General features: G+C 35.2%; 21 protein-coding genes and 2 riboswitches. Of the genes, 14 read left to right on the top strand and 7 right to left on the bottom strand.

Annotated elements, in window-relative coordinates; genetic code table 11:
- A partial coding sequence (locus tag K8V80_RS05800; RefSeq protein ID WP_276776027.1) for a pyridoxamine 5'-phosphate oxidase family protein occupies positions 1–508 on the top strand: 508 nt, incomplete at its 5' end.
- 118 nt (positions 509–626) lie between these two features.
- Here K8V80_RS05800 and K8V80_RS05795 read toward each other — a convergent pair.
- Both K8V80_RS05795 and K8V80_RS05790 read right to left on the bottom strand, forming a co-directional pair.
- Positions 627–1727: a sirohydrochlorin cobaltochelatase gene (locus K8V80_RS05795; protein WP_276776025.1), complete on the bottom strand. Its 1101-nt coding sequence runs from the start codon at positions 1725–1727 to the stop codon at positions 627–629.
- Between the two features lie 24 nt (positions 1728–1751).
- Positions 1752–3998 (bottom strand): TonB-dependent receptor, encoded by a 2247-nt coding sequence (locus K8V80_RS05790; protein WP_276776028.1) that lies wholly within the window; start codon positions 3996–3998, stop codon positions 1752–1754.
- Positions 3999–4151: 153 nt separating this feature from the next.
- Positions 4152–4351, bottom strand: a riboswitch (cobalamin riboswitch).
- 857 nt (positions 4352–5208) lie between these two features.
- On the opposite strand from K8V80_RS05790, the gene K8V80_RS05785 reads away from it, so the two are divergent.
- Positions 5209–6102: a diacylglycerol/lipid kinase family protein gene (locus K8V80_RS05785; protein ID WP_276776024.1), complete on the top strand. Its 894-nt coding sequence runs from the start codon at positions 5209–5211 to the stop codon at positions 6100–6102.
- Here K8V80_RS05785 and K8V80_RS05780 read toward each other — a convergent pair.
- The gene (locus K8V80_RS05780) at positions 6099–7379 is read right to left on the bottom strand and encodes a sensor histidine kinase (protein ID WP_276776022.1); all 1281 of its coding nucleotides are present in this window, start codon (positions 7377–7379) and stop codon (positions 6099–6101) included. The genes K8V80_RS05785 and K8V80_RS05780 overlap by 4 nt on opposite strands.
- A 20-nt stretch (positions 7380–7399) precedes the next feature.
- Positions 7400–8077, bottom strand: a complete 678-nt coding sequence (locus K8V80_RS05775) for a response regulator transcription factor (RefSeq protein WP_276776020.1) — start codon at positions 8075–8077, stop codon at positions 7400–7402.
- Between the two features lie 178 nt (positions 8078–8255).
- Here K8V80_RS05775 and K8V80_RS05770 point away from each other — a divergent pair, with 178 nt between their 5' ends.
- From K8V80_RS05770 to K8V80_RS05760, 3 genes are all read left to right on the top strand, one after another.
- A complete protein-coding gene (locus K8V80_RS05770; RefSeq protein ID WP_006744844.1) occupies positions 8256–8951 on the top strand; it encodes a phosphatase PAP2 family protein in 696 nt (231 codons plus the stop codon).
- A 185-nt stretch (positions 8952–9136) separates the two neighbouring features.
- A complete protein-coding gene (gene aspS, locus K8V80_RS05765) occupies positions 9137–10903 on the top strand; it encodes an aspartate--tRNA ligase (RefSeq protein ID WP_276776019.1) in 1767 nt (588 codons plus the stop codon).
- Positions 10904–10912: 9 nt separating this feature from the next.
- Entirely contained in the window at positions 10913–11299 is a 387-nt protein-coding gene (locus tag K8V80_RS05760; protein WP_276776017.1) for a GtrA family protein, read from the top strand.
- Between the two features lie 494 nt (positions 11300–11793).
- Here K8V80_RS05760 and K8V80_RS05755 read toward each other — a convergent pair whose 3' ends face one another.
- The gene (locus K8V80_RS05755) at positions 11794–12222 is read right to left on the bottom strand and encodes a hypothetical protein (protein WP_040310152.1); all 429 of its coding nucleotides are present in this window, start codon (positions 12220–12222) and stop codon (positions 11794–11796) included.
- A 299-nt stretch (positions 12223–12521) separates the two neighbouring features.
- On the opposite strand from K8V80_RS05755, the gene K8V80_RS05750 reads away from it, so the two are divergent.
- The 6 genes from K8V80_RS05750 (at position 12522) to K8V80_RS05725 (ending at position 18385) form a co-directional block, all read left to right on the top strand.
- Positions 12522–13034, top strand: a complete 513-nt coding sequence (locus tag K8V80_RS05750) for an HU family DNA-binding protein (RefSeq protein ID WP_006744848.1) — start codon at positions 12522–12524, stop codon at positions 13032–13034.
- A 17-nt stretch (positions 13035–13051) separates the two neighbouring features.
- Positions 13052–13156, top strand: coding sequence for a smalltalk protein (locus tag K8V80_RS05745; RefSeq protein WP_006744849.1), 105 nt, complete (start codon positions 13052–13054; stop codon positions 13154–13156).
- Positions 13157–13332: 176 nt separating this feature from the next.
- The gene (gene pheT / locus K8V80_RS05740) at positions 13333–15795 is read left to right on the top strand and encodes a phenylalanine--tRNA ligase subunit beta (RefSeq protein WP_276776013.1); all 2463 of its coding nucleotides are present in this window, start codon (positions 13333–13335) and stop codon (positions 15793–15795) included.
- A 29-nt stretch (positions 15796–15824) separates the two neighbouring features.
- Complete coding sequence (locus K8V80_RS05735; protein WP_276776011.1) at positions 15825–16565, top strand: YebC/PmpR family DNA-binding transcriptional regulator; 741 nt, start codon at positions 15825–15827, stop codon at positions 16563–16565.
- A 558-nt stretch (positions 16566–17123) separates the two neighbouring features.
- The gene (locus tag K8V80_RS05730; RefSeq protein ID WP_276776009.1) at positions 17124–17990 is read left to right on the top strand and encodes a DUF4465 domain-containing protein; all 867 of its coding nucleotides are present in this window, start codon (positions 17124–17126) and stop codon (positions 17988–17990) included.
- Positions 17991–18109: 119 nt separating this feature from the next.
- Positions 18110–18385 (top strand): hypothetical protein, encoded by a 276-nt coding sequence (locus K8V80_RS05725; RefSeq protein ID WP_276776007.1) that lies wholly within the window; start codon positions 18110–18112, stop codon positions 18383–18385.
- A gap of 109 nt (positions 18386–18494) precedes the next feature.
- A riboswitch (cobalamin riboswitch) is annotated at positions 18495–18698 on the top strand.
- Between the two features lie 415 nt (positions 18699–19113).
- Here the strand turns inward: K8V80_RS05725 and K8V80_RS05720 are convergent.
- Positions 19114–20028, bottom strand: a complete 915-nt coding sequence (locus tag K8V80_RS05720) for a glycosyltransferase family 8 protein (RefSeq protein WP_006744854.1) — start codon at positions 20026–20028, stop codon at positions 19114–19116.
- A gap of 241 nt (positions 20029–20269) precedes the next feature.
- Here K8V80_RS05720 and K8V80_RS05715 point away from each other — a divergent pair, with 241 nt between their 5' ends.
- The 3 genes from K8V80_RS05715 (at position 20270) to K8V80_RS05705 (ending at position 22452) form a co-directional block, all read left to right on the top strand.
- Entirely contained in the window at positions 20270–20821 is a 552-nt protein-coding gene (locus tag K8V80_RS05715) for an NAD(P)H-dependent oxidoreductase (RefSeq protein WP_006744855.1), read from the top strand.
- A 335-nt stretch (positions 20822–21156) separates the two neighbouring features.
- Entirely contained in the window at positions 21157–21684 is a 528-nt protein-coding gene (locus K8V80_RS05710) for a hypothetical protein (protein WP_006744856.1), read from the top strand.
- A gap of 288 nt (positions 21685–21972) precedes the next feature.
- On the top strand, positions 21973–22452 hold the full coding sequence (locus K8V80_RS05705; protein ID WP_276776003.1) for a hypothetical protein: 480 nt from the start codon (positions 21973–21975) through the stop codon (positions 22450–22452).
- A gap of 358 nt (positions 22453–22810) precedes the next feature.
- Here the strand turns inward: K8V80_RS05705 and K8V80_RS05700 are convergent, their stop codons facing one another.
- Complete coding sequence (locus tag K8V80_RS05700; protein WP_276776001.1) at positions 22811–25672, bottom strand: helix-turn-helix and ligand-binding sensor domain-containing protein; 2862 nt, start codon at positions 25670–25672, stop codon at positions 22811–22813.
- Positions 25673–25813: the final 141 nt, after the last annotated feature.

Raw genomic sequence — 25813 nt, 5'->3', positions numbered from 1 at the left:
TAAAGCAGCCTATGCTGTGGTTTCTGTGGTGGATGAATTAGGTTGTCCTTACTCAATTCCCATATCTCCTGTTCGGATAGGGGATGTAATCTACTTTCATTCGGCTCAGGGAGGAAGAAATGTGGAACTTTTCACTGAGGGTAAACCGATGTGTATGGTGTTTGTAGGAGAAGTACAAGTTCCCGAACTTTATTCTGAGGAAGAACTTAAAGTGATGGAACAAGATGAATCAAGAGCTACCGAACTTACTCGCCGTGTCTTTACAACAGAATATGAGTCTGCTATTGTAAAGGGAAAGATTCTTCAAGTACAAGATGAAGACGAAAGGGCTAAGGCATTCAGAGCCATCTGTATGAAGTATTGTCCTTCCAAAGAGCGATTGATAGAATCGGCTATACGAGCAGGAGGAGGGAGAGCCTTTATTTATTCTGTAGGGATAGATGAACTCACAGCTAAACGGAAAAAATATGACGCATCGGGTGAAGAGATGAAATCAAAATCAAAATAAAATGAGAGAGGTTTGAAATGCTGTATATTCCAAACCTCTCTTCTTACACTACGAGAATACTAATACACTAATGATTATGGAGCGCTCTCCACTCGTTAGTTTCTTAAATTTCTTAGGATTAATCCTCTTCATTAAATTTTTCATTCCAAGATTCGAATTTTGCATCTTTTAGATGGTTAACCCAAATTTGACGAAGAGCAGCATGATCACCTAAACCAAGAACGCTGAATTTTTCAGGATCGGTAGTTGAACCTTCTGGATTAATTGTAAAGCCTAGTTTTTCAAGCTTCAATATCCAAGTAAACTCTGCACATGGTTCTCCTTTTCTTTCGTCGAAGTCAGCTTCAAATGGATCTACATCTGACTCCTTTTGTCCTTGTTCTAATCCACCCAACATATCGTTTTGAGCGTGGTCTCCAGCGATTGACATCAATGGAGCAAGAGTAACCACTTGTTTTTTGTATTCAGTTTCTGCTAATCCTTTTTCTTTTGCATAAGCGATGATACCATCACGTACATGACCAAACATCATCTCTTTCCAATCTACAGTACCAATGAAAATATTCTTTTTACCAGAAAGTTTTTGAAGTCTAGCTTCTAGTTGTTTGTAACGACCATTTGCATGGCTATATTCTTCTTCAGGGTTACCGTGTCCCATAAATGCTACCACTTCGCCGTTATCTAAATTCTTTTTGTAATAGTTGTAAAGAACCTTTGCTACTTCATCTAAATCCTCTTCACTCTTTAAAAGACAAGCTCCTCTAGCAACTTTAATATCAGGATATTTACTCATAAAGTTTTTATATACTTCAGTATCCATTAAGCTTACGTATTCACTACCAGGGATAATGTGAAGGGATTGTACCATCACCTCTTTATATCCTGCCTTTTGTATCTCTTTCAACCAAACATCAGGTTGTGCATACGCTTTGTTTATTTGAGCATATACTCTAGAGATGATAGTACGAGAGGTAAAAGACATATAAATATCAGTACCAGGGAATGCTTTTTCAAAGTCTGCAATAATAGCATCGTAAGTTTTTTGAGGTTGCTCATAAGTACTACCAAAAGAACATAGAAGTAGAGCTTTGTCGTTTTTCTTTTCTACATACACAGCTTGTCTGTCGTCTTGGTTGTCGTCGTCAGAAGAACATGAGGCAAAAATACCAGCCGTAAGGGCGAATACACCCACAAATAGGGCTTTAAATAAATGTTTCATAATACTTTGTAATTTGTTTTATTTTTAGAAGTTTTTAATCTGAAATTTAGCGGCAAGTGACACATAGAAGTTCCTACCCGGTGATGTAGTAGCTCGATTAAGTCCAAAAGGAGTACGATCTACGTAATTGAAGATATTATCAATACCTGCATTTACATCGAGTTTGAATTTCTTGTTATTAATAAATCCGTGATAGGAATTCAGTCTCCACAGTTGATGGCCTTTTGCATTTCCATGTGAAGTATAATAACGGGTAGATTGATAGCGTCCGTTAAGAGTAAGACCTAGTTTATACCCATCCCATTTTTTATCCCATTGTACTTTGAGATTTGCATTGTTTTTGGATGTTGCATCCATGTGTACATATTGCATATAGTCATCTGCCGACTCATCATCTGTTCGTTGAGCTTTAGCATCGAGGTAACTGTATCCACCTCCAATACGGAAGTTGTAGGGTAGGGTGATATCAAAAGTGAAATCCATACCATAAGTCCTTGCTTTTGCTAGGTTTACATAATGCATAGTTTCTTCTACCAATAGCATTCTGTCTTCATAAGAAGTAGTTGTGGATTGTAAAGAAATCATATCCTTTATGCGGTTGTGATATGCTGTAACACTCGCTGTAAACTTAGGTTTGTGATATTCCACATTTACCGAATAATAATTGGAGCGCTGAGGTTTTAAGTTGGAATCCCCATAATAAGCCTTAAACTTACTCATGATTGTAGCATAATAATGGTAGTAAAACTCTTTCATAGTAGGGGCTTTGAATCCATGAGAATAAGTAGCTCTGAAGTTGAAATCTCCTAGCTTGTACATCGTTGATATCTTAGGAGAAAAAGTATGTTCAAAGTCTTTATGATGTCCATATCTCATGCCTGCCGTAAGGTTTAAACGATCAGTGATATTCCATTCATCTTGAATGTAATAGTCGATAGAATAAGCAATAGCTTGGTTACCTTCCAATCGTAAAGGAGCTACCAACTTATCCCAAATGTGTTCAATACCTGTTTGTAGCGTATTCTTTTCTCCTAAATAGAAAACAGCTTTTAGATTGTTAATCCATCTGCGCTGAGAAGATTGTAATACTCTGTCGCCTTTGTAGTGGGTAATTCTATTTCCTTCATAATCGTGATAATCGGTATATTCACGAGTATGATAATCGTAGAAATAATCATTTCTATTGAATGAAGAATCAAAAGAGATCCAATGTCCTTGAGGTAATTTGTATTTACCTCCTAGGCTGTAATCTTGATTGCGATAGTAGAGGTCACTATACCTCCAATTTGGAATGCCCATAGGTCGATCTGTCCACTTTTCATAGAAGCTAATATCTCCCATAAGCTCAAGATGTTTTGTAGGGTTAAATAATAGACTTTCTCCGATGGTGTAGTTGGTAGAACGGTTTACCGTTTTGGTTACACTATTGTGAATTAGCCTATTTCTGTGCCATTCATCAGTGGTATTTTGCCAGCCGTGAGTGTGCTTGAGATTGAATGAAGAGGTAGATTTGATATATTTATTGCCGAGTACAAAGTTGTTACTTTGGCGAATATCCTCGTGTTCCCCCATACGGGTACTGTTGGAGATACTCAATTCTTCCTTGTTTCGTTTGGTAATAAAATTGATTACCCCACCGATAGCATCTGAACCATAGAGAGAAGAAGCTGCTCCTTTCACAATTTCAATACGCTGAATATTCTCCATATTGATGCGACTTAAATCATTTTGACCACCTACGCTAGTGTTCATACGTTTACCGTCGATCAGTACTAAGACATAATCATTCTTGAGCCCATTAATATGAATACCACTTCCCATCTCACTCGGTGTAAAAGCTAGAGAAGAGGATAATCCACTTAATACATCCTCAATATCTCTACCTGAAAACTCTTTGAGGGCTTTTCCCGATATCACTTCCGTTTGTACGGGGGCATCTTTGAGGTAATGCTCTGTGCCAGTACCCGTAACAACGATTTCGTTGAGGGCATAAGACTCCGTAGTAAGCTCAAAGTTGAGCTTAACGGGAGCATTATTTATTACAAATTCTTTTTCTTGAGGTTTATAGCCTATAAATGAGGCTACTATAGTATATGTGTTTGGCGGCAATTTGCTAATGGTAAAGTTGCCATTGGCATCAACAAGGGCTCCCTTGCCAGTTTGAGGAATATAAACCTTTGCTCCAGCAATAGGTTCCCCTGTTGATTGGTCACTAACCTTGCCTGCGACATTAAAACTCTGCGCTAAAATGGTTTGGACACAAAATATCATGCTCACAAATGTGAGTATTCGTGTATATAACATCTCTGTTTTATATTAGTTATTCGTAATATAAAAACATCGAGTTTCCCTTATGGACGATAAAAATATGAATACATTTATGTAATGTACATCAACTTCAGTTCCTGGAAGCTTGGTGTTTTATTTGTTTTGTTGTACTTGGCAGGTCTTCTGGCTTACCTCTGGTTAAATAAACTTCCCATGCTTTTACACACAGTGTTTCTTAGATGATTTAACCCACGTAATTGAGGTATTACAGCTGCAGGAACAGCTCCAGATTTTCACTGGATTCCCTTGCACCGAGACATTGAAAGTATCTCGATTACCAAATCATCACAAAGATAAATATTAATCTTTATTTACAAATAGAAATAGATTTTATTTTTAGAATAAGATTAAGAATGTAGGTGTTATGGAATAAATAGGCGGGTTGGTATAATTACACAGCTTATTTCAATAATAAAATGAAGTCCTTTTACTGAGGAAATAATGTTTTGATACTTTAATTTAGAAAAAATAGAGTTGGCTGGGGTGAAAAAGAAAAAGTCCACCTCCCCTGAAAAGTAAGAAGGAAGTGGACTCATGTGTTACTTGCACTCATTGATTAGTAACATCTTAGACTTTGTAAACTCATCGCATCATCAGGTCGATAGGTCACATTGATTATAATTGATTTCATAACTGGGTCTATGTAGCCTGTTTCAAGATCTCTCTTCATAAGAAACACAATAAAATAAATGGGGATATAAAAAGTAAGCTAGATGCTTTTATTAGGAATTTTGTTTTTGGAATAGATACCACGACTTCTCAAAGAAGCTGGGGTGCTTTGGGATGTAGTATTAAATCTACTATATCTAGTTATTCTTTTCATAGTATGCGTTTATGTGTCTTTTGGTCTTGTAAAGGACGTCTAAAATATGTAATATATTCAGAATTAACAAGAGATTTCTTTAAAATATTTTCGTGGATCATCTGTACTACAAATACTTAAGTGGTAGTGAGATTTGTAAACGTAGTTTTAGGTTGCATTTGAAGAATAAATGGGTATTATTTCATTAAATAGCTCTATAAAATAAGGCGACTGACTCTTTTGGGGCTAAATTTTGTTTCATTTGCTTGACCTGATAATGTTTAAATAGCTTTATCTTTGTAGCATAGTAAATGAAAGACATTCAAACGGAACAATGACGACAAGCTCACTATGAAGAAAATTACGTTTATAATTAATCCCATATCGGGAACTGGAAAGAAAGACCAGATCCCTAAATTGATAGATCAAATACTAGATCCTCAAAAAGCAAAATACGAAATCATCTATACAGAATATGCCGGTCATGCCAAAGAAATTTCAGCAAAAAAGGCCTCTGAAGGGGTTGATGTGGTAGTAGCTGTGGGAGGAGATGGCACAGTGAATGAAGTGGCTAGCTCACTAGTACACACCCATACGGCTTTGGGTATTTTGCCCTGTGGCTCTGGCAATGGTCTGGCTAGGCATCTGGGTGTTCCTTTAAGACAAGCAGAAGCTATAGCACTCTTGCAAAACGGAGATGAACATATCATTGATTACGGAAAAATAAATAAAGAGAGATTGTTTTTCTGTTCGTGTGGGGTAGGTTTTGATGCCTTAGTCAGTTGGAAGTTTGCTCAGGCCTCTACGAGAGGGCTACTTACTTATTGCCAGATAGCTATCAAAGAGAATTTTTCTTACAAAGCAGAGACGTATAAACTGACTGCCGATACGGGAGAAAGGCTGGAAGATAAAGCTTTCGTTATTGCTTTTGGTAATGCAGCTCAGTATGGCAATGATGCATTCATTGCTCCACATGCTTCTATACAAGATGGTGTTTTAGATGTTACCTTAATTAAGCCGATTAGCTTGTATGATACACCTATTCTTTCTTATCAACTTTTTGCAGGAACAATAGATAAGAATAAAAAGACAAGAACATTAAAATGCCGTGAAGTTACGCTTGAAAGAGAAAAAGAAGGTCCGATGCATTATGATGGCGAACCCTTTATGGCTCCTAAAGATTTAACGATTGAAATCATTAAAGGAGGATTAAAAGTAATTACTCATCCTAAAAAGAAAATCTAACTCTTTTGTGGTGTAAAATCAACAACAAAATTATGAAATCCATTGTCGTACCGATAGTGGATTTCCCATTTATGAAACTTACATATTAAATCTACTATCGCTAGTCCTAGTCCAGAGCCCGTATTGTCCACACTCTTCCTTACGAAGCGTCTGAAAATAATATTTTCATCTAGTTCTTCTGTCTTGCTGGTATTTGCTACTTGTAGAGTGTTGCCTTGAAGTACAATCTTAAGTTCGCCACCTTTATAGTTATAATGAATACCATTGGATATTAGGTTGGTTATTAACACTTGTACTAATGAGGAATTAGCTTGAATACTATTATCTCCTTTAATATCTAGAGATAAAGAGACTTGCTCTGCATTGGCTATTTCATTAAAAAGCTCTGTCATATTCTCCATTAAAAGAGCTAAATCGACCTCTTCTAATTCTGAATACTGACAATTTTCAATTTTTGCTAATAAAAGTAGGTTTTTGTTCAGTCTTCTGGTTTGTGCAGATACTGTATATAAGGATTGAATGATTTCATTTTGTGCAGGAGTCAAATCTGGATCTTGCACAAGTAAATCTAGTTGAGATTGAATGATAGCTAGTGGCGTTTGTAACTCATGAGAAGCATTCTCTATAAACTGCTTCTGCTGGTCATAGCTTTTTAGAGTCTTTACCATCAATTCCTGAAGGTTATCATTTAGCCATTTAAACTCTCTCGTAGTAGTAGCTTTAAATTTAGGAATATTGTCGCTAAGCAAACTAAATTTGTTCATCGCTCTAAGGGTATCATAAAAAGGTCTCCATAACCTTTTCATAACAAAGCGGTGTGCCAAGGTTTGTGCAATAATTAAAAAGATAAAGACAAGAGAAATCTGATAAGCGATTGTTCTCCCTAAATCTGCTTTATCTATCATCGGTGTGCGCGACATCAATAAATGTGGAACCCCTTCTATATCCACAGGAGTGTATAAAACACGATATTCTAGAATGTGTCCAGAAGCCTCGCTGTAGTAACTCTTCTGAATAGGTTTACCTATAACTGTAGATTCTATAAATGGAAGAACTTGTAAGTCCGGGTTGAGTTTATTCCATGCAGAAAGTTGGTTATGAGGAATAATAGGTAGTTGCTGGGTAATAAACTGCCTTGAGCGATATTCTATAACCTCATCTAAATCTCCCCTATAAAATACCACCATGATATAATAGAATAGGGGGCTGCCTAGTAAAAGTACGAGTGCAGTAGATATAAGAAACTGGAAGAAACTCTTTAACCGTAGGCTACGCATAAGTTATTCTCTTTAAATAGTTATTCTGCCCATTGATATCCTGTACCATAGACAGTGCGAATAGAAGAATCTACATTGTGTTGGGCTAATTTTGCTTTTAAATTTTTGATATGGGTATATATAAAGTTATGACTATTAAACATATCTGCCATATCTCCCGAGAGATGTTCGGCTATAGCATTCTTTGAAATAACTCTGTTTTTATTAGCGATAAGGAAGAGAAGTAAATTGTACTCTGTTTTAGTGAGGTTAAGTGATTCACCATTTACTTTGGCTGTTTTTCCCAATAAGTCTATCACTATACCATTAGATTCCAAAGTATTGGTAGAAGTAGTACCTAGTCTTCGTCTTAAAAGGGCATAGATACGTACACTAAGTTCTGGTAAAGAGAAAGGTTTTGCCAAATAATCATCTGCCCCTGTCATAAGTCCTCTTATTTTATCATCCAAGGCTCCTCTAGCTGATATGATAATGACTCCACTGTCAATCTTGTTATTTCTAATTTCTTCGAGCAGGTGCATACCATCACCATCGGGTAAGTTTAAATCCAACAAAATACAACTATAAGAGTAAAGGCTTATCTTTTCTAAGCCTTCCTCATAAGTGAAAGCCTGCTCACACCGATAGTTGTTTGCAGTAAGATAACGCATCATGTTATCTGAAAGTGTCTTTTCATCTTCAATAATCAATATTTTCATACTAGTAGAATGTTGTTTTTTCTTAAATGTGGAATGTATAAACACAAAGTTACAAACGATTTAACCTAAATCACACTTTATGGTGTAAATTTAACAAAAACGTCATAGGTTCATCTAAATTTCCACAGAATTGCTAACTATGTTTGTGACATAGAAATGCAATACTATTGACGAAACTATGACAATACTTGAAAACGTACTCCTCTGGGAGAGAGATCTTTTCTTAAAACTAAACGGAAGTTCTTCCTCTTTGCTAGACGCTATGATGTGGCTTTTTTCAGGCTCCATTATGTGGATACCCATTGCTGTGTTTTTTATTTTTACTATTGCTTACAAAAAGAAATGGACGGAGTGGTTACCTATACTTTTAGCTATAAGTTTGGTGGTGTTATTCTGTGATACATTCTCTTCAGGTATTTGTAAACCATTTTTTATGCGTTTACGTCCTACGCATCATCCTTTATTTATGGATGAAGTGCAAACCTTATTTGGTTACCGAGGAGCAAAATACGGATTTATATCAGGTCATGCAACCAATTTCTTTGGTTTTGCCATGTTGACGGCTCATATCTTTAAAAATAGAATTTACACGATCATTATTTTTATTTGGGCGTTTTTTGTAGCCTATTCAAGAGTATATTTAGGTGTACATTTTATTTCAGATGTACTAGCTGGTGCTCTGGCTGGTATGGCAATCGGATATGCTACATATAGATTGTATAAGACATTTTTGGTGCATTGCCCTCGTCAATTGGCTCAGCCCGTATCCGATTCACGATTAGCAGGAAGAAATATAGCTTTTGTACTTCTGCTCAATACGCTCCTATTTTCTATTTTTAGTCAAGACATTGTAGGAGCTCTAGAACACAACTAAAATTTTTGATTAGATAAATTGTTTTGAAAAGTACCCATTGATCATTTGTATCGTGTGGTACTTTTTTTATATCCTCCTCTGTAAGTATCTTTGTAAACTTAATGTAGTTCTTTTTGAGTATAGTTCTATTATTTTTGTATTTTTGCTATCAATTAAAATATCAAATGGCTAAATACTAAATAAAGATGTTTAGAACACATACCTGCGGAGAGTTGAGAATCTCCGATATAGAAAAAGTGGTTACTTTATCTGGCTGGGTGCAACGCAGTCGTAAAATGGGAGGGATGACTTTCATTGACGTGCGCGACCGTTACGGAATTACTCAGCTTGTCTTCAATGAAGCTAGTGACAAAGAGCTTTGTGATCGTGCCAATAAACTAGGACGTGAATTTGTTATTCAAGTTGTAGGAAAAGTAAGCGAACGCTCCAGCAAAAACGATAAAATAGCTACTGGTGAAATAGAAATATTAGTAGAAAAACTAGATGTACTAAACACTTCTGCTACTCCTCCTTTTACTATTGAAGAAAAGACAGACGGTGGCGACGATTTACGTATGAAGTACCGTTATCTAGACTTACGTCGTCCAAACGTGCGTAAGAACCTAGAATTACGTCATAAAATGACAATGGAAGTTCGCCGTTATTTAGATAACCAAGGTTTCTTAGAAGTAGAAACTCCTGTGCTTATCGGTTCTACTCCCGAAGGTGCTCGTGACTTTGTAGTTCCTTCTCGTATGAATCCAGGCGAGTTTTATGCCCTTCCACAATCTCCTCAAATCTTTAAGCAATTATTAATGGTGTCGGGCTTCGATCGCTACTTCCAAATTGTGAAGTGTTTCAGAGACGAAGATTTACGTGCCGATCGTCAACCCGAGTTTACTCAGATTGACTGTGAAATGAGCTTTGTAGAACAAGAAGATGTGATTTCCAATTTTGAAGGAATGGCAAAACATCTATTCAAAACTATTCGTGGTATTGAATTGACAGAAACATTCCCTCGTATTACATGGCACGATGCAATGAAATACTACGGAAGCGATAAGCCTGACTTGCGTTTTGATATGCAGTTTGTAGAACTGATGGACGTTCTTAAAGGACATGGCTTCGGTGTGTTTGATAGTGCTGAATATATAGGTGGTATCTGTGTGAAAGGTGCTGCGTCTTATACTCGTAAACAGTTAGACCAACTTACTGATTATGTAAAACGTCCTCAGATTGGGGCTAAGGGTATGGTTTACGCTCGTGTTAATGCAGATGGAAGTGTAAAATCTAGTGTAGATAAGTTCTATACTCAAGAAGTGCTTCAAGAAATGAAAGCTGCATTTAATGCAGAACCAGAAGACTTGATCTTGATCCTTTCTGGCGATAATTGCATGAAGACTCGTAAGCAACTATGCGAACTACGTTTGAAAGTAGCTGATGAATTAGGTCTTCGTGATAAAAATAAATTTGCTTGTCTTTGGGTTATTGATTTCCCTCTATTTGAATGGGACGAAGAAGACGAAAGATTTGTAGCTGTTCACCATCCATTTACTTCTCCTAAAGAAGAAGACATTCAATACATTGACTCTGATCCTGGTCGTGTACGTGCCAATGCATACGATATGGTGATTAATGGTGTTGAAGTTGGTGGTGGTTCTATTCGTATTCACGATAGCGAACTACAAAACAAAATGTTTGAAGTATTAGGCTTCACTCCAGAAAAGGCAAAAGAACAATTTGGTTTCTTAATGAATGCTTTCCAATATGGTGCACCTCCTCATGGTGGTATCGCTTATGGTCTTGATCGTTGGGTATCTCTATTTGCAGGATTAGATTCTATCCGTGACTGTATCGCATTCCCTAAGAATAATTCAGGTCGTGATGTTATGATTGATGCTCCAGCACAATTAGATCCTTCTCAGCTAGATGAATTACACCTTATTGTAGACGTTAAAGAAGAAGAGAACTAAAGGGTAGGGATGAAAGAATCTACTCGTGTCCTTCGATTTGCTATTATCGGAACACTAAATGCAGTGATAACCGCTGTTGTGATTTGGGTGATGATGGATTTGTTTCATCAAGAGTACAAAATATCCAATCTGACGGGTTACTTTATTGCTCAAGTAAATAACTTTATATGGGGCAAGTACTGGATTTATATATCCGAGGAGAATAAAGGAAAGAGTCTTTGGGCTCAGATTTTTAAGTTTACGATCTCATGTGTAGTATCTTATATTGCACAGTTCTTATTTATTTATGTCTTAATAGATATACTAGATATGAATGCTTATTTAGCTCAATTCTTTGGACTCTTTGTATATGGGGCAGTAAATTTCTTATTCAATAGATTTATAACCTTTAGATAAGGTTTCTAGATAATAAATAAAAAAGGTTCAAGTTGGCTTGGACCTTTTTTGTGCATAATCAGAAAAGTGGGTAGCTCCAATAGTGGCTGTATCTATTCTCTAAATGATCAAAACATAGAAATATATCTAGGATTAAATAAAAACTCCTTACTCGCCTCTTGTCGAGAGAATGGGGTAGGTTTTATTACAATTACATCCTCAGCTGTCTAAGAGCTAATGGAGCAAGGAAGGAAGATTTAATATGAGTAATCTTATTTATAAAGCCACCATACCTTATCAAGAGTTGAAATAAATAAAGATTGATGCCTAAATAGGTTGCTCCCACGAATAAGGAGTTCTTTTATAAATTCCCCTCCGCTTCAGCTTTTATACACTAAAACAGGAGAGGAACTTTAGTAAGTAGTATTGAGTTAGTATAGACAGACTCAATCGTCAATGCCTATACATTCGCATCTGGTACAATGTTATTTAGTTGCTTTAATGCATGCTTCCAACTATTCATTAAGTTTGAGTTGGCAGCCTGCGAAATTATCATCTAAGTAACGTTGCACTTGGTGCACATACTTAATTCTCTGTTGCTCAATTAACTGAAGCAACTTATCCCATCCCAACGATTTAATTTTATCAAGATAATATCCACGATCTGCATCTTCCATTGGTAAGCTCATACCATCCAATACACATGGAGAATAAGGCTCTACTTGCAGATGAATACTTCGATCGTCAACACCATTAATCGGGATAGGTTTCAATTCATTCACATCATAGATGTGTCTTTGCCAGCTTAATCTTACCTCATTGGCCCAGATTTTAGCAATTTGAAATAGATTGTTTTCTCTGGACCCGAAAGGATTGGGAATGTTTGATTCCGCTTTTTTTAGCTGGACTAAATCTCCGATTTTAAAATCAGGTGAGTTTAGCATAATAACACTCGCTTTCTTTTTAAAAGGTCCGACAATATAATAATAGCACGTACATAGAGTACATACTATAATTACAACAACCCTCACCATAAATAGTTTAGCTATAAACCCGTTAAAAGTGTTAAAATGTTGACAGGTTATAAGAATAGCATTAATAATGAATTAATATTATACTTGTTTCTGAAAAAGGTTTCTGTAGCAATGATTTTATGAGGCTTATATGAAAATGTTTCTTCACCTTTGTAGTGTTGTTAACAGCAAACAAAGAGACAAAATTATTAACTTAAACTTTTATTATTATGTCAATTATTTATCGTGTAATTTCATTAAAATCAAACCCTATTGAAAAGGATTCTCCTATTAAGTATTACCCTAGAGTTATGACTCTAAGACAATCGGCAAACATTAAGTTTATTACTGAGAAGATTAAGGAAATGTCTTCACTATCTAGGGGTGATATCCGTTCTGTTCTTATGAATTTCATCGAAAAGCTGAAAGAGCAATTGCTCGAGGGTAAAGCAGTTAATATTGAAGGACTGGGAGTGTTTAACCTATCCCTAAGATCACAAGGAGAAGTAGAAGAGAAAGATGTAAATGTGAATAGCATTAAAGGAATGAGAATCTGTTTCCAGGCATCTAAAGATCTTCGCGTGTCAAAAACATCTACCCGTGCCGGAGAAAAAGTTCAATTTATTCGCCTGGAAGAGTATCTTAAAAAATTGGGTTTAAAATCAGAAGACCTTGATCCAAGCCCTTCTGAGGCTGGAGAGGATACGCCCAAAACAGGAGATAAAGATGAAAATATAATTTAACCTTAACAGCAGTAAGTATGTCAAAATTAACAAAAGAGAAATGGAGCTTGATCTATAAAGTGATTCTAGCCATTTTAACAGGCATAGGTGGAACTATCGGATTGCAAGCAATGGTTGTGTAAACAACTCTATTAATTTAGGAGAGAAAGAGAACATTTGTAGATAAAAATACATTTGTTCTCTTTTTTCATTGCTCTTCAAGATTTTGAAGCGCACTTTTGTAGTAACTTTCTTCCTTACAACCGAAAAAAACTATTAACTTTGCAGGTCGTAGGAAAAAACATAAAAACTTTAAAATATGAATGTCTCTTATAATTGGCTAAAAGAGTATGTCGATTTCGACTTATCTCCAGAAGAATTAGCTGCTGCCTTAACTTCAACAGGTCTTGAAATTGGTGAAGTAGAAGAGGTAGAAAGCATCAAAGGAGGATTAGAAGGTCTTGTAGTGGGTAAAGTCTTAACTTGTGTAGAACATCCCGACTCAGACCATTTACATATTACCACTGTTGACCTTGGTAAAGGTGAGCCCGTACAAATAGTATGTGGAGCTCCTAACGTTGCTGCAGGACAAAAAGTAGTAGTTGCTACTCTAGGTACTGTGCTTTATGATGGAGACAACAGTTTTAAAATTAAAAAGACTAAAATGCGTGGTGTAGAATCACTAGGCATGATTTGTTCAGAAGTAGAAATTGGTGTAGGCTCTGATAGCGATGGCATTACTGTATTACCAGAAAGTGTTCCTGCAGGTACTCCAGCCAAAGAATATTATAATGTGAAGAGTGATTATGTACTTGAGGTAGATATTACTCCTAACCGTGCAGATGGCTGTTCTCATTATGGCGTAGCTCGTGATATTTATGCTTACTTAAAGCAAAATGGTATTGTGGCTACATTGCACAAACATGATGTAAAAAACTTTGAGGTTGATAATCATAATCTAGATATCAATGTTAAGGTTGAAAATACCAAAGCTTGTATCCGTTATGCTGGCTTGAGCATGACAGGTGTAACCGTAAAAGAAAGTCCAGAGTGGCTCAAAGAGAGATTAAACTCAATTGGTGTACGTCCTATCAACAATGTAGTCGATGTTACTAATTATATCTTATTTGCTTACGGACAACCTTTACACTGTTTTGATGCGGATATGATCACTACAAAAACAGTAGAGGTTAAGACATTGCCAGAGGGAACTCCTTTTGTTACTCTTGACGAACAAGAACGTAAATTATCCGATAAAGATCTTATGATATGCAATGGTAATGAACCAATGTGTATTGCAGGTGTGTTTGGTGGCTTGAAATCGGGAGCAACAGAAAAGACTACTAATATCTTTATTGAAAGTGCTTATTTCCACCCAACTTGGGTACGTAAGACTGCTCGTCGTTTTGGCTTAAATACAGATGCTTCATTCCGTTTTGAACGTGGAGTAGATCCAAATGCTGTAATTTACTGCCTTCAATTAGCTGCTATCTTGATTAAGGATTTAGCTGGTGGTCAAGTTTCTTCTGAAATTAAAGATTTTTATCCAACTCCAATTGAAGATTTTAGAGTGAAGTTAAACTTCGACAAGATGAATCGTTTGGTTGGTAAAGAAATTCCTACAGACACAGTACTACGTATTGTCACTAGCCTTGAAATGAAGGTACTTGAACAATCAGCAGAAGGATTAACACTTGCTGTTCCTCCTTATCGTGCAGATGTTCATCGTGATGTTGACGTAATTGAAGATATTATGCGTATCTATGGATACAACAATATAGAAATTAGCACAAGCTTAAAACTATCATTAAGTCAGAAGGGTGAAGAAGATCGTTCAAACAAACTTCAAAATCTGATTTCAGAGCAGCTAGTAGGTTGTGGTTTCAATGAAATCATGAACAACTCCCTAACTCGTTCAGCACTGTATGAAGACTTTAAGAGATTTCCCGCAGAAAACTTGGTAATGATGCTAAATCCATTAAGTTCAGACTTGAACTCAATGCGTCAGACTTTATTGTTTGGCGGATTAAGTAGTATCTCAAGAAATGCCAATCGTCGTAATGCAGACCTTAAATTCTTTGAATTTGGTAACTGTTATTTCTTTGATGAAAGTAAAAAAAGCGAAGGAAAAGGTTTAGCTCCATATTCAGAAGGTTATCGCTTGGGTATGTGGGTTACTGGCAAGCGTGTAGCAAACTCTTGGGCGCATCCAGATGAAGATAGTTCAGTGTATGAGTTAAAAGCGTATGTAGATAATGTTTTTGCTCGTCTTGGCTTAGCTAAAGCTGCTATGGTGGAAGAAGTATTCAATGATGAACTGATGGCTTCAGGTTTAGCTTACAGTACTCATGGCGGTAAATTACTTGCTGTATTTGGAGTTATTACTAAGAAAGTAACCAAAGGATTTGATATTGATAACGAAGTATATTATGCAGAGTTTAACTGGGACGAATTGATGAAGGCTACTCGTAAAAACGAAATTAACTTCAAAGAACTTCCTAAATATCCTGCTGTACGTCGTGACTTAGCTCTTTTACTTGATAAATCTGTGTTATTTTCAGATATTGAAAAAGTGGCATTCAAATCAGAACGTAAACTATTAAAATCAGTATCTCTTTTTGATGTTTACGAAGGGAATAAACTTGAAGCAGGTAAAAAGTCATATGCTGTATGCTTCATGTTGCAAGATGAAAGCAAAACATTAAACGATAAATCAATCGATAAAGTAATGACGAAGTTGATTAAAAACCTAGAAAAAGAACTAGGCGCTCAACTCCGATAATTTAAGTATTAAATAATTTTATACATCCTATGGGAAGAGCATTTGAATATAGAAAAGCGCGAAAGCTTAAAAGATGGGGCAATATGGCCCGTGTTTTCACACGTGTTGGGAAAGAAATATCTATAGCAGTAAAGGAAGGTGGCCCTGACCCGGAAAACAACCCTCGTCTAAGAGCAATTATCCAGACTGCAAAGCGCGAAAACATGCCGAAGGAAAACGTCGAACGTGCTATTAAGAATGCTATGGGTAAGGATCAGAAAGACTACAAGATGATGAACTATGAAGGATATGCTCCTCATGGAATTGCCGTATTTGTAGAAACTGCAACTGATAATACAACCCGTACTGTAGCGAATGTACGTGCTGTCTTTAATAAATTTGGTGGTAGCCTTGGTGTTAGTGGTAGCGTAGACTTTATGTTTAAGCATAATTCCGTATTTACTATTGCTAAGAAAGATGATATGTCTATCGAAGATCTTATCCTAGAACTAATTGATTTAGGCGTGGAAGAAGAGTACGAAGAAGATGAAGAAGAAGTTACTATCTATGCTGAATTCCAATCCTTCAATGCTATTCAAACTTATTTAGAAGAAAATGGCTTCGAAATCAAGAGTTCGGAATTTACACGTATCCCTATGGATGAAAAAGATTTAGAAGGTGATGATCGTGCAGAAGTAGAAAAGATGATTGAACGCTTAGAAGAAGATGAAGATGTTCAAGCTGTATATTCTACATTAAAACCATCTGATGAGGATGGGGACGAAGAATAACTTTAGATTTTAAGAATATATTAAAGAGGACTTTTTTAAAAAAGTCCTCTTTTTTTTTTGGTACGTTCGACATGAACATTGTCTAGTGGGTGCAAGTCCCTAGTGAGCCCTAATAGCGGTAATCACATAGTGAAGGGCAAGGGTTCCATCGCGAGATAGAATCTGAAGGAAGCCGATGGCAAATATCTGGGCCAGCGAACAGAAACTTCATACAAGGCATTTGACTACAGATTAGGTTGCCAAACAAACTAAATAGTTATTCGGAGTGGTTGGTGTAAATGAAGTGGGCATAAGATAGCAAGATAATGTTCTTATCCGAGAATGTTCTTACCCGAGGATGTCTCACGGACGTGGAATGTGTAGATGAATCATACGAAGTAGTAGGAAAACTACTTCGTTTTTCTCCTATTCTATTGTTTCTGCCTCCTCATATCACATCCATGAAATATTTTATAAGGAAGAATTTTTATGCTATTACCTATAATATAAAGCAGTTGTTAAGTTCTTTCCCAAATAGAAGTTATCTTTGTGGTGATATAATATTAAATCAACATGAACATGAGAAAACATTTCACTTTTTTATCTAACTTTTTTGCAGCAACTTTATTTTTAGCTGCCTTTACAGCTTGTACCTCTGACAATGAACCTTGTGATGAGGGTTGTGGAGAAAAAGTAATATTCACTGAAACATTTGATGGGGCTGAAGCTATATTATCAGGACCTACTGCTGCTGGTGAAAACTTAAATGAAGACTTTACTGACAAAGAGGGCTTTGTCCGTTTTAAAGAGAATAAAAACCATAAAGATATATGGTATGGGATTAATGCTGATGCAGAAGGATTAGTCAATGCATGGAATGGTGGTGTTTGGTTGTCCAATTATCACACTTTTGATGTGGAAGGAAATACCGATTGGTATTCATTTACAAATCAAAGTAGTGTTTACAATGCAAAAGCTGCTAGCGGTAAAAACTTTGCTGTAATCTATGGAATGAAGAATAAGTTTGGTGGAGATTATGCTAAAATATATATGAAAGAAGGCCTCGGCTATCACTTTTTATCTATGAAGGTATGTAACTCTGCATATACTGCAGGAGTGGCACTTTATGGCAATGAGTACTCTAATGGTAGTATGAAGGAAAAAGGGGGTTATCTTTATTTGCTTGTAAAAGGATATAAAGATGGAAAGGTTCTTACTGATACAAATGGCAAAGAGATAATCGACCGATTTACATTAATGGATTTTAGAAATAAGAAAGAAATATTTGTGAAAGATTGGACGGATTTTTTCTTGACCAATGTTCATAAACACGAAGTAGATTATATTGAATTCTCTATGGAGGGTTCAGATTCTCAAACAACCCTTGGTTTAAATACTCCAGCTTATGCCTGTATTGATGATTTACAGTATGGGTATAAAAAATAAATTGCAAGGCTCTAATTTTGATTAGGGCCTTTTTTTATGCAAAAAAGAAGAGTTTATTTTGGTAGAAGTATTAAACAATGAGCATCTTTGTATAGATCAAATTATAAAAAAATACGATTATGCCTATTGTGAAAAATATCAAAGACAAGAGTTTATTAGGTGGTAAACCTATGTATAGTACAGATTTACTTAAAAAATGGGAGTCAAAGACTGGGGAAAATCCTTCAAATTGTTCTGCTCAAGGGTGTTATGGCAGAGATTTAGTAGGAGTACAGGTTCAAGAGTCCAATAATTTCTTTGACGATTCATATGTTGTTCCTGTGTGTAAATCGTGTGCAGAAAAAGATACGGAATACTATGTATCTTCTGAGCTAGTTAAAACCGAAGAACTTTAAAATGTGTAGAAGTCTATTCCTTGTTAAGTAAAGGAATAGACTTTTTCTATACCCTTAAATGTAGTAATAAAATATTACTCTAATTAATAGCTTTATTCAATATAAAGGATTACTTTTGAAAGTGTTAAGTAACTCTATACAATTCTTGTAGAAAGTGAAAGGGAATGCCGTGAGAATCGGCAGCAATACCCGTTGCTGTAAGTCTTTTACCTCTTTTCGGAGGAACTAAAGTACACTATGCCACTGTTAATAAATAATGGGAAGGCACTTTAGTTGGACAAGCCAGAATACCTGCTTAACACATAACAAAATGTTGTACCACGGGATTATGGTTCAAGTGATTTACATAAAGCTATCTTTTAGCTTTACGACACTTCTCTATTACATTCCTACGGTACATTAAAGGTTGTATTTATAAGTTTTATTAGCAGGGTTTATGTTAATTAAGCCGTTATAGTTTATACTATAACAAATGTTCTTCATCAACTTTTATTTACTGTAACTTGAAAAAGTTACCTCAATGTGTGTGAGAGGTGTTTAGAGTGTTCACTAAACACCTCTTTTACGTTTTATAAGATTATGTAGAAGTGAGGTACGGATCTCACAAATAAAATGTGCTCGTCAAACAAATAAATCATATATTTATTGAATAGACTTCTACCGATTAGCTAGAAGAATGGATTTAAAAACAATAAAGGAGAACGCTTGGCATTCTCCTTATTGTTATCTTATTGATCACTTATCTTTCTGTATTTAAGAGCTCTTCTCACTTCACGATATAGCTTTTCATAAAAGTTCATTTTGGGTCTTTCGTTTTTCCACGGACTAAGATCTACATACTTGAAAAAATCTCTTTGCATGGGGTGGCTACAGCTTTTTAACCATGGTTTTTTGGATCGAGTAAAATGCACAATGTGAGCAGTTGGCAGTATTGAATCGAGTTCTTCCCAAGTTTCTTTCCGTATTTGTCTTTCTTTCCTATAAAAGTTATCTGTCATGTTATAAGTAAATGGTAATAGTACTTTTTCTGCATGTAAAACACCATTTAAAACATCTTGATCATTTTGGAATAACTGGTAGTTATATTCTTCAAGATATTTTATAAACTTATCCTCTGCATTAGTCTTGCGCCAATAATCTAAATTTATAAGTAAAACGCCTGAGTTGAAATAATTGTACTTCCTATCGTATTTTAAGTGCTCACACAGCCCTTTTTGGATAAACTCTGTACTGCTTTCATCTTCAACTGCACCTAAGGCAAGATTAGTTAAATCAGTATTCCATAGGTCTACTAAGCTTCTTCTAACAATTAAATCACAATCTAAATAGATTACTTTATCTATATTTTGGGGGAGAATGCTTGCCGTAAATAATCTTAAAAAAGCAGCTTTGGATATATGTCCGTTTTCCTCTGAAACATCACATCTCTGCATGGCTTTTACATCTGCTGCATTGATAAAACTCAATGCCTGGTGATATTGCTTTTCTACTATTCCTCGTAATACATCTTTAGACTGGTCTGTTAGGTCTTGTGAGACAACAAATATATGTAACTTTTCATCTTTATTGTTTTCACAAAGAGATGTTAGCATGACTCCACAAGGCTTAAGGTATCCATTATCTAAGGTGCAAACTATATTCATTTTATATGTGCTGTTAATTGAAAGAATTCTTTTATACTTGGTTGCAAAGGTCTAAAAAATATGTCAGCTCTAAAACTATTCACGAAAAATAATTTAAAAGGACAATCAAATGCTGTTAGATTTCAAAAAATAGTGTTGATGTCTATTTTTAATCCTAAATAACACAAACAGATTTCTTAAAATGAATATCTTCTCTTAGCTTTGTACACAATTTTATAAAACTATTTTTCAATAAAAATATATGACACTAATCATTTATGCTCATCCTTGGGAGGGTAGCTTTAACCATGCTATTCTTACAGAAGTTATAACAAAGCTAAGTACAGCCGGAAAATCTTATCAAGTAGTTGATTTAAATGGCGAAAACTTTAATCCTGTTCTTACCAAAAATGAATTGGCAATTTATAATCATGGCGAATACTCTGATCCGCTAGTTGGCAAATATCAATCTTTGTTGAAAGAAGCTGATGAGGTTATTTTTATTTTCCCTATTTGGTGGGGTACTATGCCTGCTATCTTACGCGGTTTCTTTGATAAAGTGCTTTTGGTGAATTTCTCACACAATTATCAAAATGGCTGGACTCCCTTATTGGATATTACCAAAACAGTTGTTATTACCACTAGCCAAAGCCCAACAGAGCATTTTAGATCTTCTATTGAGGGTGGATTTATTCATGGCACTTTAGAGGTGGTGGGTTTTAAAAATCCTACTTGGTTAAACTGTGATAATGCAAGTTTGGGTACAGACGAGCATCGTCACCAATTTATTAAAGAAGTGATAAAATCTATTTAATAGAATGTTAAATAGTCTTTTCAAGTTATGAGTATCATAATGCAAGAGAAAGACCTTCAAATGAAAACAAAAAGGCAAATCAGTCTCATACAGAATATTGTGTGAGACTTTTTTTATGCCCATTACAGAGATTTGTCTTAATTATAAGTGTTACTAAAATTTAAAAATAGATAGTAAATAGTCAGAATTGGACGAGTTGTTAAGTTCGTGTTAGTCTGTGAAAAATGCATAAAATCAGTGTTTTATCTTATTTTTACCCAAAATGGTGCTTGTTATTCTATTTGCTTTTTTTAACTTATGCAAAGTTTCTTATAAACACAACAAAAACCTAAGCTATGACATTAAATCAAACTGACTTATACAATTTTGACGAAGTGCTAGCCAATACTCGTATTGATAAATTTGGGAGGTTAAGAGAGTACTATAAGCTACAAGATGGGAAAGTAGTAGATTTTTCTCTTGAATTGTTTTATGAACCACCTACTCAGCCTAATGATTTGAGGATTATCTATTATGAGGATGAATATGGCAATGATAAGTATGAGGTTTATTGCCAAAATACACGAGATGGCTGGCATCCTATTCCAAAAAATCTCAATTCGATATCTGCTGATAAATTAAAAGAGTACAAACGTATTTTTAAAGAAAAATACCATAAGATTCCATCTGATATTTATCACTTTATCAATCTAATGCAAAAGAGTGGGGAAGAGTTTAACTCTTCTAGGCAACTCAATTTCTTTAGTATCAAAGATGTTATTTGTAAGCAGATCAGTAATATAACGATCCGTTGGAGTTTTGAACGATTTCGTCAAAAGATGGGAGAAGAACGGGAGGAGGTTCTGTTGAATGGATTTACATAAATCACCTATTCTCGAGGTGAACTAGTACAAGGAGACATACGAATGTTATGCCTCCTTTTTTATTTTAAAGAATTACTAAATAGGCTTAAATGTTAAATTATTAAAACTATGTGTTGCGGATATGTTTCTTAAATAGGCTTTCTGTGACTAAAAAGTGTATTTCACACATCTTTTCGTTAAATACTTTTTATTTATATAGTAAAAATTAAGATACATTTTGTACCTTATCAGAGTAGTAAAAGCAAAATGCAGCATAAAACATGTTTATTTAATTAATTGTATGTAATTATGAATCTCAAGAAAGTAAACCCCAATGATATCATTCATATCAATCTATCTACTTATCTAGATCAATATGGCATGCTAGTCGAAGCTCATGATACACAGAAAGGTACCATATTGAATTCTAGTTTTGAGATTGTTTATCGTATTCCTTCAAAGACTGCTGAGTTTAGAATGGTGTTTTATGGAAATGAAAAAGGAAAGGATGCCTATAAAATGTATTTTCGCCGACCAAAAATGCCTTGGATATTGATCAGTGGTAACTATCCAATGAGTCAGGCTTCTCGTAATCGAATAGAAGTATATAAGGCTTTATTGCATAAACATTTTTTACTATCAGCATCTAGAAAGTGTAAAGATTATCTTGCTATAGCAAAGAATGGTGAGGTCTATATGGAGGGTGTTGACAACTGTCTTCGTATTTCTAGTATGAATAAAGCTTTAAATCGTAAATGTGTATTAGATGTTTGTAGTGATTATAAGTAACTTACTTGCTTCTTTTAGCGATATTGGTTTATATCAGTAGAACACACTAAATTCTTTTATTCTCATTGATTCAGTAGAAAAGTTAATAGTCTATGACCGTTTTCAATCTCATAAAATTATTGATCACTTCACTCTTTTTGCATTTTGCATAAATGTATGAAAATACAATCCGTGAAAAGTCCATATTATCTCCATGAGGTAAAGAATTCTTTTGACAGGATCAAAATCTCATCATGACACCGACATGATGAGAACATGTCGGTGTCAAAGCTTTTTTTTATCGGTGTTATGCTAGAACCCTGTTTTTTGTTTTGTATAATTGAATAATTATTCAATTCTTAAAGAGAGTAGAGACGGTTTATTTTTCTTCAGTAGAAGGGTTGTTTAGGCTATTTTCTTGGATCAAACTTTGAAGATATTCCGTAAGATTTTCTTCTCTTTCTAAACCTAGTTTTTTTCGTAAGCGATATCTATTTACTTCTACCCCTCGCACAGAAATATTCATGAGTGGAGCTATTTCTTTGGATATAAGATTCATGTATAGATAAGCACAAAGTACTTTATCATTTCTACTTAAAGTAGGGTGTTTTAAGTCGAGTATCCTAAAGAAATCACGATGAACCAAGTCGAAATTCGATTGAAAAGCTTCAAAATTATCATCCCCGCCGAGGTTATGATTAATCATAGCAATCAGCCTCACAATATGTTGTTTTAACGTGTTTGGCTGCGTCTTTTCATCTATTGCTTTTGAGAGTTTTAAAGCTTCATCTCTTACCTTTTCAAGAGTTTCATTCTTACTAATCACATGAAGCATTTGCCCCGATAATTCTTGCGATTGATACTCTAGTTTGTTTTTAAGATTTTCATTTTGAAGTTCGATAATTCTTTGATCTTTCAACTTTGTTATCGCCTGGTGTTTCTTTCTTTGATTGATAAGTTCTAGACGCTTACTAAGTGTTATCCTTTGATAGACTAAATAGAATAGACCTACTAGCAGAATAAAGTACCCAATATATGCCCATATACTACGAAACCACGGAGGAGCAATGGTAAAAGTTACTGAGGCTGTATTACTCAAGTGGTTGCCTTGTTCATCTACTACAGCAACCTCAAAGGTGTAAGTACCCTCTTTCAGGTTGGTGTATTCTTTTTTGGTGATGGATATGGGTTTGCACCACTCTTTATCATCGTTTTCCAATCGAAAGCTATATAAAATATTTCCATAATCTTTGATAGCTAGTGCTCCGTAGTTTACAGCAATAGTATTTTGTTGGTAACTCAGTTGAAGATTATAGGATGTTTCTTTATTTCGATAATAAACTAGTTCATTTTCTTTTTCTACAACAATACTATGTATAAAAGCTTTAATGGGTTGAGCCACCTTATCTAAATGGTCTATCTCGGCTTTAATAAATCCATTTTCCACAGCAATCAAAGCCGATTGTGGATGGATAAGCTCCACATTCTGATATCCATTTATCAATTGGTAAGACATTCCTAAGTTTATAGGTCGTTTGGCATAATGCCCCTCTTTATACTCCAAAAACTTGAGTTCTTTATGCGTAACATACCAGATGTTTTTCAGCGTATCTACATACAGATAGCGATACTCTCTTTTTCCATCAAGTATAGATTCCAATTGCTCGCTAGGGTGAAAAGAGTCTGTAACTCTGCTATACTCCAATATTCCATAGTTAGAACAAGCTATCAATCGGTTATCGATATATTGTAGTGTTTTAAACTTGTCAACGATGGTATCACTCATTTGGTACACTTTTCGATCAATAACCCGTCTAAAATCATCATCGAGAGTTATTCTTTCAATTTGTTTATGTGAGTTGACATACCAAAAAGTTTGTGGATTAATATCTTCAATAAATCCAGCTGTTGAATCCCCACAACCCTCAACAACATGAGAATACACCCATTTGCCATTTACCCTTTTTAAGGCACAGATGCCGCTATAAGTTGCATAGAGTAGGTAGTTAGGGTTTGTACGAATAGCTTTTACCTCCCAAACTCCTCGTTTAGAGATGTGATACGATTCTTTATTTTTAGCATTTAGTATAGTAATGCCATTATCTCCTGCTATAAGTAGCTCTTTACCTATTTCGTTGATTGACCAAATCTGTCCTTCTGCACCATTTACGAGTGTAGGTTTGCCATTATTATAGAGGTATAACCCTTGATTTGTTCCTAAATAGAGATTACCATTATACATCTTGGAGCAATATCCTGTTCCGATAGGTGAGATGGTTGAGAACATCGGCTGAATAGGAGAGTCGAGCTCAATATAACTAATACCTTTATCCATTCCCAACCACAGATTCCCATCTTGATCAAAGAAAGTACTGAGTACCGTGTTGTTATTTAGGCCTGTATACGAATCATAGTTTTTGAATAGCTTAGGGTTCTGCTCATCAAATAGGCAAATTCCACTATTTACTGTACCAACAGCAAGTATGTTCTTGTTTTTTGAAGCGCTAAAGAGTGGATACTTGTTTGCCAAATAGGTATTAATCGTTGCATGAGGTATTAACTTATTATCTTTAAGAGTAAATAAGCCTTTGTATTGTGTTACAACTATTAATCTATCGCCATCGGCAATTAATGCACTTATTTTCTCTTCTCCCAGGCTATTACTGCCAGCCACTAAATGAGCTTTCAAGTCCATTAAATCTACCTGGTATACTCCTCCTATGGTTCCTAAGTAGAGCTTGTTTTGATATACCGTAGAGCAATCTATTTTGAAATCAAACCGACTAGTTTGGACGGTAAGTGAACGGGGATTAAATTTGTGTACATATCCATCGGTTATAAAATAGATGTAACTATCTATACTTACAATATTCCATACTTCTCCCGACCAATCTTTGGTTTGATTTGTCAGGGTATGATAAGTTAATGAGCCTATTTCATTAGGGATAAAAAAGCCAAATTCCGAACTGCCTCCTACATAAATTGTATCTTGTTCTATAAAAAGAGAGCGAACCATGGTATTTGGAATTTCGTGTAAATCCCAAAATACACCATCAAACTCCAAAAGACCTTCATTGTTGGCAAAGTAAATCCAGCCCTGATGATGTTGCTTTATCATCCAGTTTTGGAATCCTGCATTATATTCGTCGTGACGATAATTTATGATTTTATCATTCCAGCTATGTACCTTTAGCGGGATTAGAGTTAGAAGTAAGAGGATGAGATAGTATAATCTATTCATAGAGTGTTAATCATTGATAAAACCAAAGATACTGATATTTGCAGTAAAATGGGTGGAAAGTAAGTCCAATTCTCATTGATGTATTTAAATGGTATTGATAATCAGTTGATTAAACTTTTATGTAGTATTGATGTAGTATCT

The sequence above is a fragment of the Bacteroides coprosuis genome (assembly GCF_020741705.1).
Lineage (GTDB): Bacteria > Bacteroidota > Bacteroidia > Bacteroidales > Bacteroidaceae > Bacteroides_E > Bacteroides_E coprosuis.
This window is presented reverse-complemented; position numbering and strand designations above follow the sequence as displayed.

Bases quoted from the DNA above. Each gene is read 5' to 3' on its own strand.
- K8V80_RS05760 (WP_276776017.1), top strand. From the start codon at position 10,913: ATGAAAGAATCTACTCGTGTCCTTCGATTTGCTATTATCGGAACACTA.
- K8V80_RS05770 (WP_006744844.1), top strand. From the start codon at position 8,256: ATGACAATACTTGAAAACGTACTCCTCTGGGAGAGAGATCTTTTCTTA.
- K8V80_RS05710 (WP_006744856.1), top strand. From the start codon at position 21,157: ATGACATTAAATCAAACTGACTTATACAATTTTGACGAAGTGCTAGCC.
- K8V80_RS05750 (WP_006744848.1), top strand. From the start codon at position 12,522: ATGTCAATTATTTATCGTGTAATTTCATTAAAATCAAACCCTATTGAA.
- K8V80_RS05720 (WP_006744854.1), bottom strand. From the start codon at position 20,028: ATGAATATAGTTTGCACCTTAGATAATGGATACCTTAAGCCTTGTGGA.
- K8V80_RS05745 (WP_006744849.1), top strand. From the start codon at position 13,052: ATGTCAAAATTAACAAAAGAGAAATGGAGCTTGATCTATAAAGTGATT.
- K8V80_RS05705 (WP_276776003.1), top strand. From the start codon at position 21,973: ATGAATCTCAAGAAAGTAAACCCCAATGATATCATTCATATCAATCTA.
- K8V80_RS05730 (WP_276776009.1), top strand. From the start codon at position 17,124: ATGAGAAAACATTTCACTTTTTTATCTAACTTTTTTGCAGCAACTTTA.
- K8V80_RS05780 (WP_276776022.1), bottom strand. From the start codon at position 7,379: ATGCGTAGCCTACGGTTAAAGAGTTTCTTCCAGTTTCTTATATCTACT.
- K8V80_RS05725 (WP_276776007.1), top strand. From the start codon at position 18,110: ATGCCTATTGTGAAAAATATCAAAGACAAGAGTTTATTAGGTGGTAAA.
- K8V80_RS05795 (WP_276776025.1), bottom strand. From the start codon at position 1,727: ATGAAACATTTATTTAAAGCCCTATTTGTGGGTGTATTCGCCCTTACG.
- pheT (WP_276776013.1), top strand. From the start codon at position 13,333: ATGAATGTCTCTTATAATTGGCTAAAAGAGTATGTCGATTTCGACTTA.
- K8V80_RS05785 (WP_276776024.1), top strand. From the start codon at position 5,209: ATGAAGAAAATTACGTTTATAATTAATCCCATATCGGGAACTGGAAAG.
- K8V80_RS05790 (WP_276776028.1), bottom strand. From the start codon at position 3,998: ATGATATTTTGTGTCCAAACCATTTTAGCGCAGAGTTTTAATGTCGCA.
- aspS (WP_276776019.1), top strand. From the start codon at position 9,137: ATGTTTAGAACACATACCTGCGGAGAGTTGAGAATCTCCGATATAGAA.
- K8V80_RS05715 (WP_006744855.1), top strand. From the start codon at position 20,270: ATGACACTAATCATTTATGCTCATCCTTGGGAGGGTAGCTTTAACCAT.
- K8V80_RS05735 (WP_276776011.1), top strand. From the start codon at position 15,825: ATGGGAAGAGCATTTGAATATAGAAAAGCGCGAAAGCTTAAAAGATGG.
- K8V80_RS05775 (WP_276776020.1), bottom strand. From the start codon at position 8,077: ATGAAAATATTGATTATTGAAGATGAAAAGACACTTTCAGATAACATG.
- K8V80_RS05700 (WP_276776001.1), bottom strand. From the start codon at position 25,672: ATGAATAGATTATACTATCTCATCCTCTTACTTCTAACTCTAATCCCG.
- K8V80_RS05755 (WP_040310152.1), bottom strand. From the start codon at position 12,222: ATGCTAAACTCACCTGATTTTAAAATCGGAGATTTAGTCCAGCTAAAA.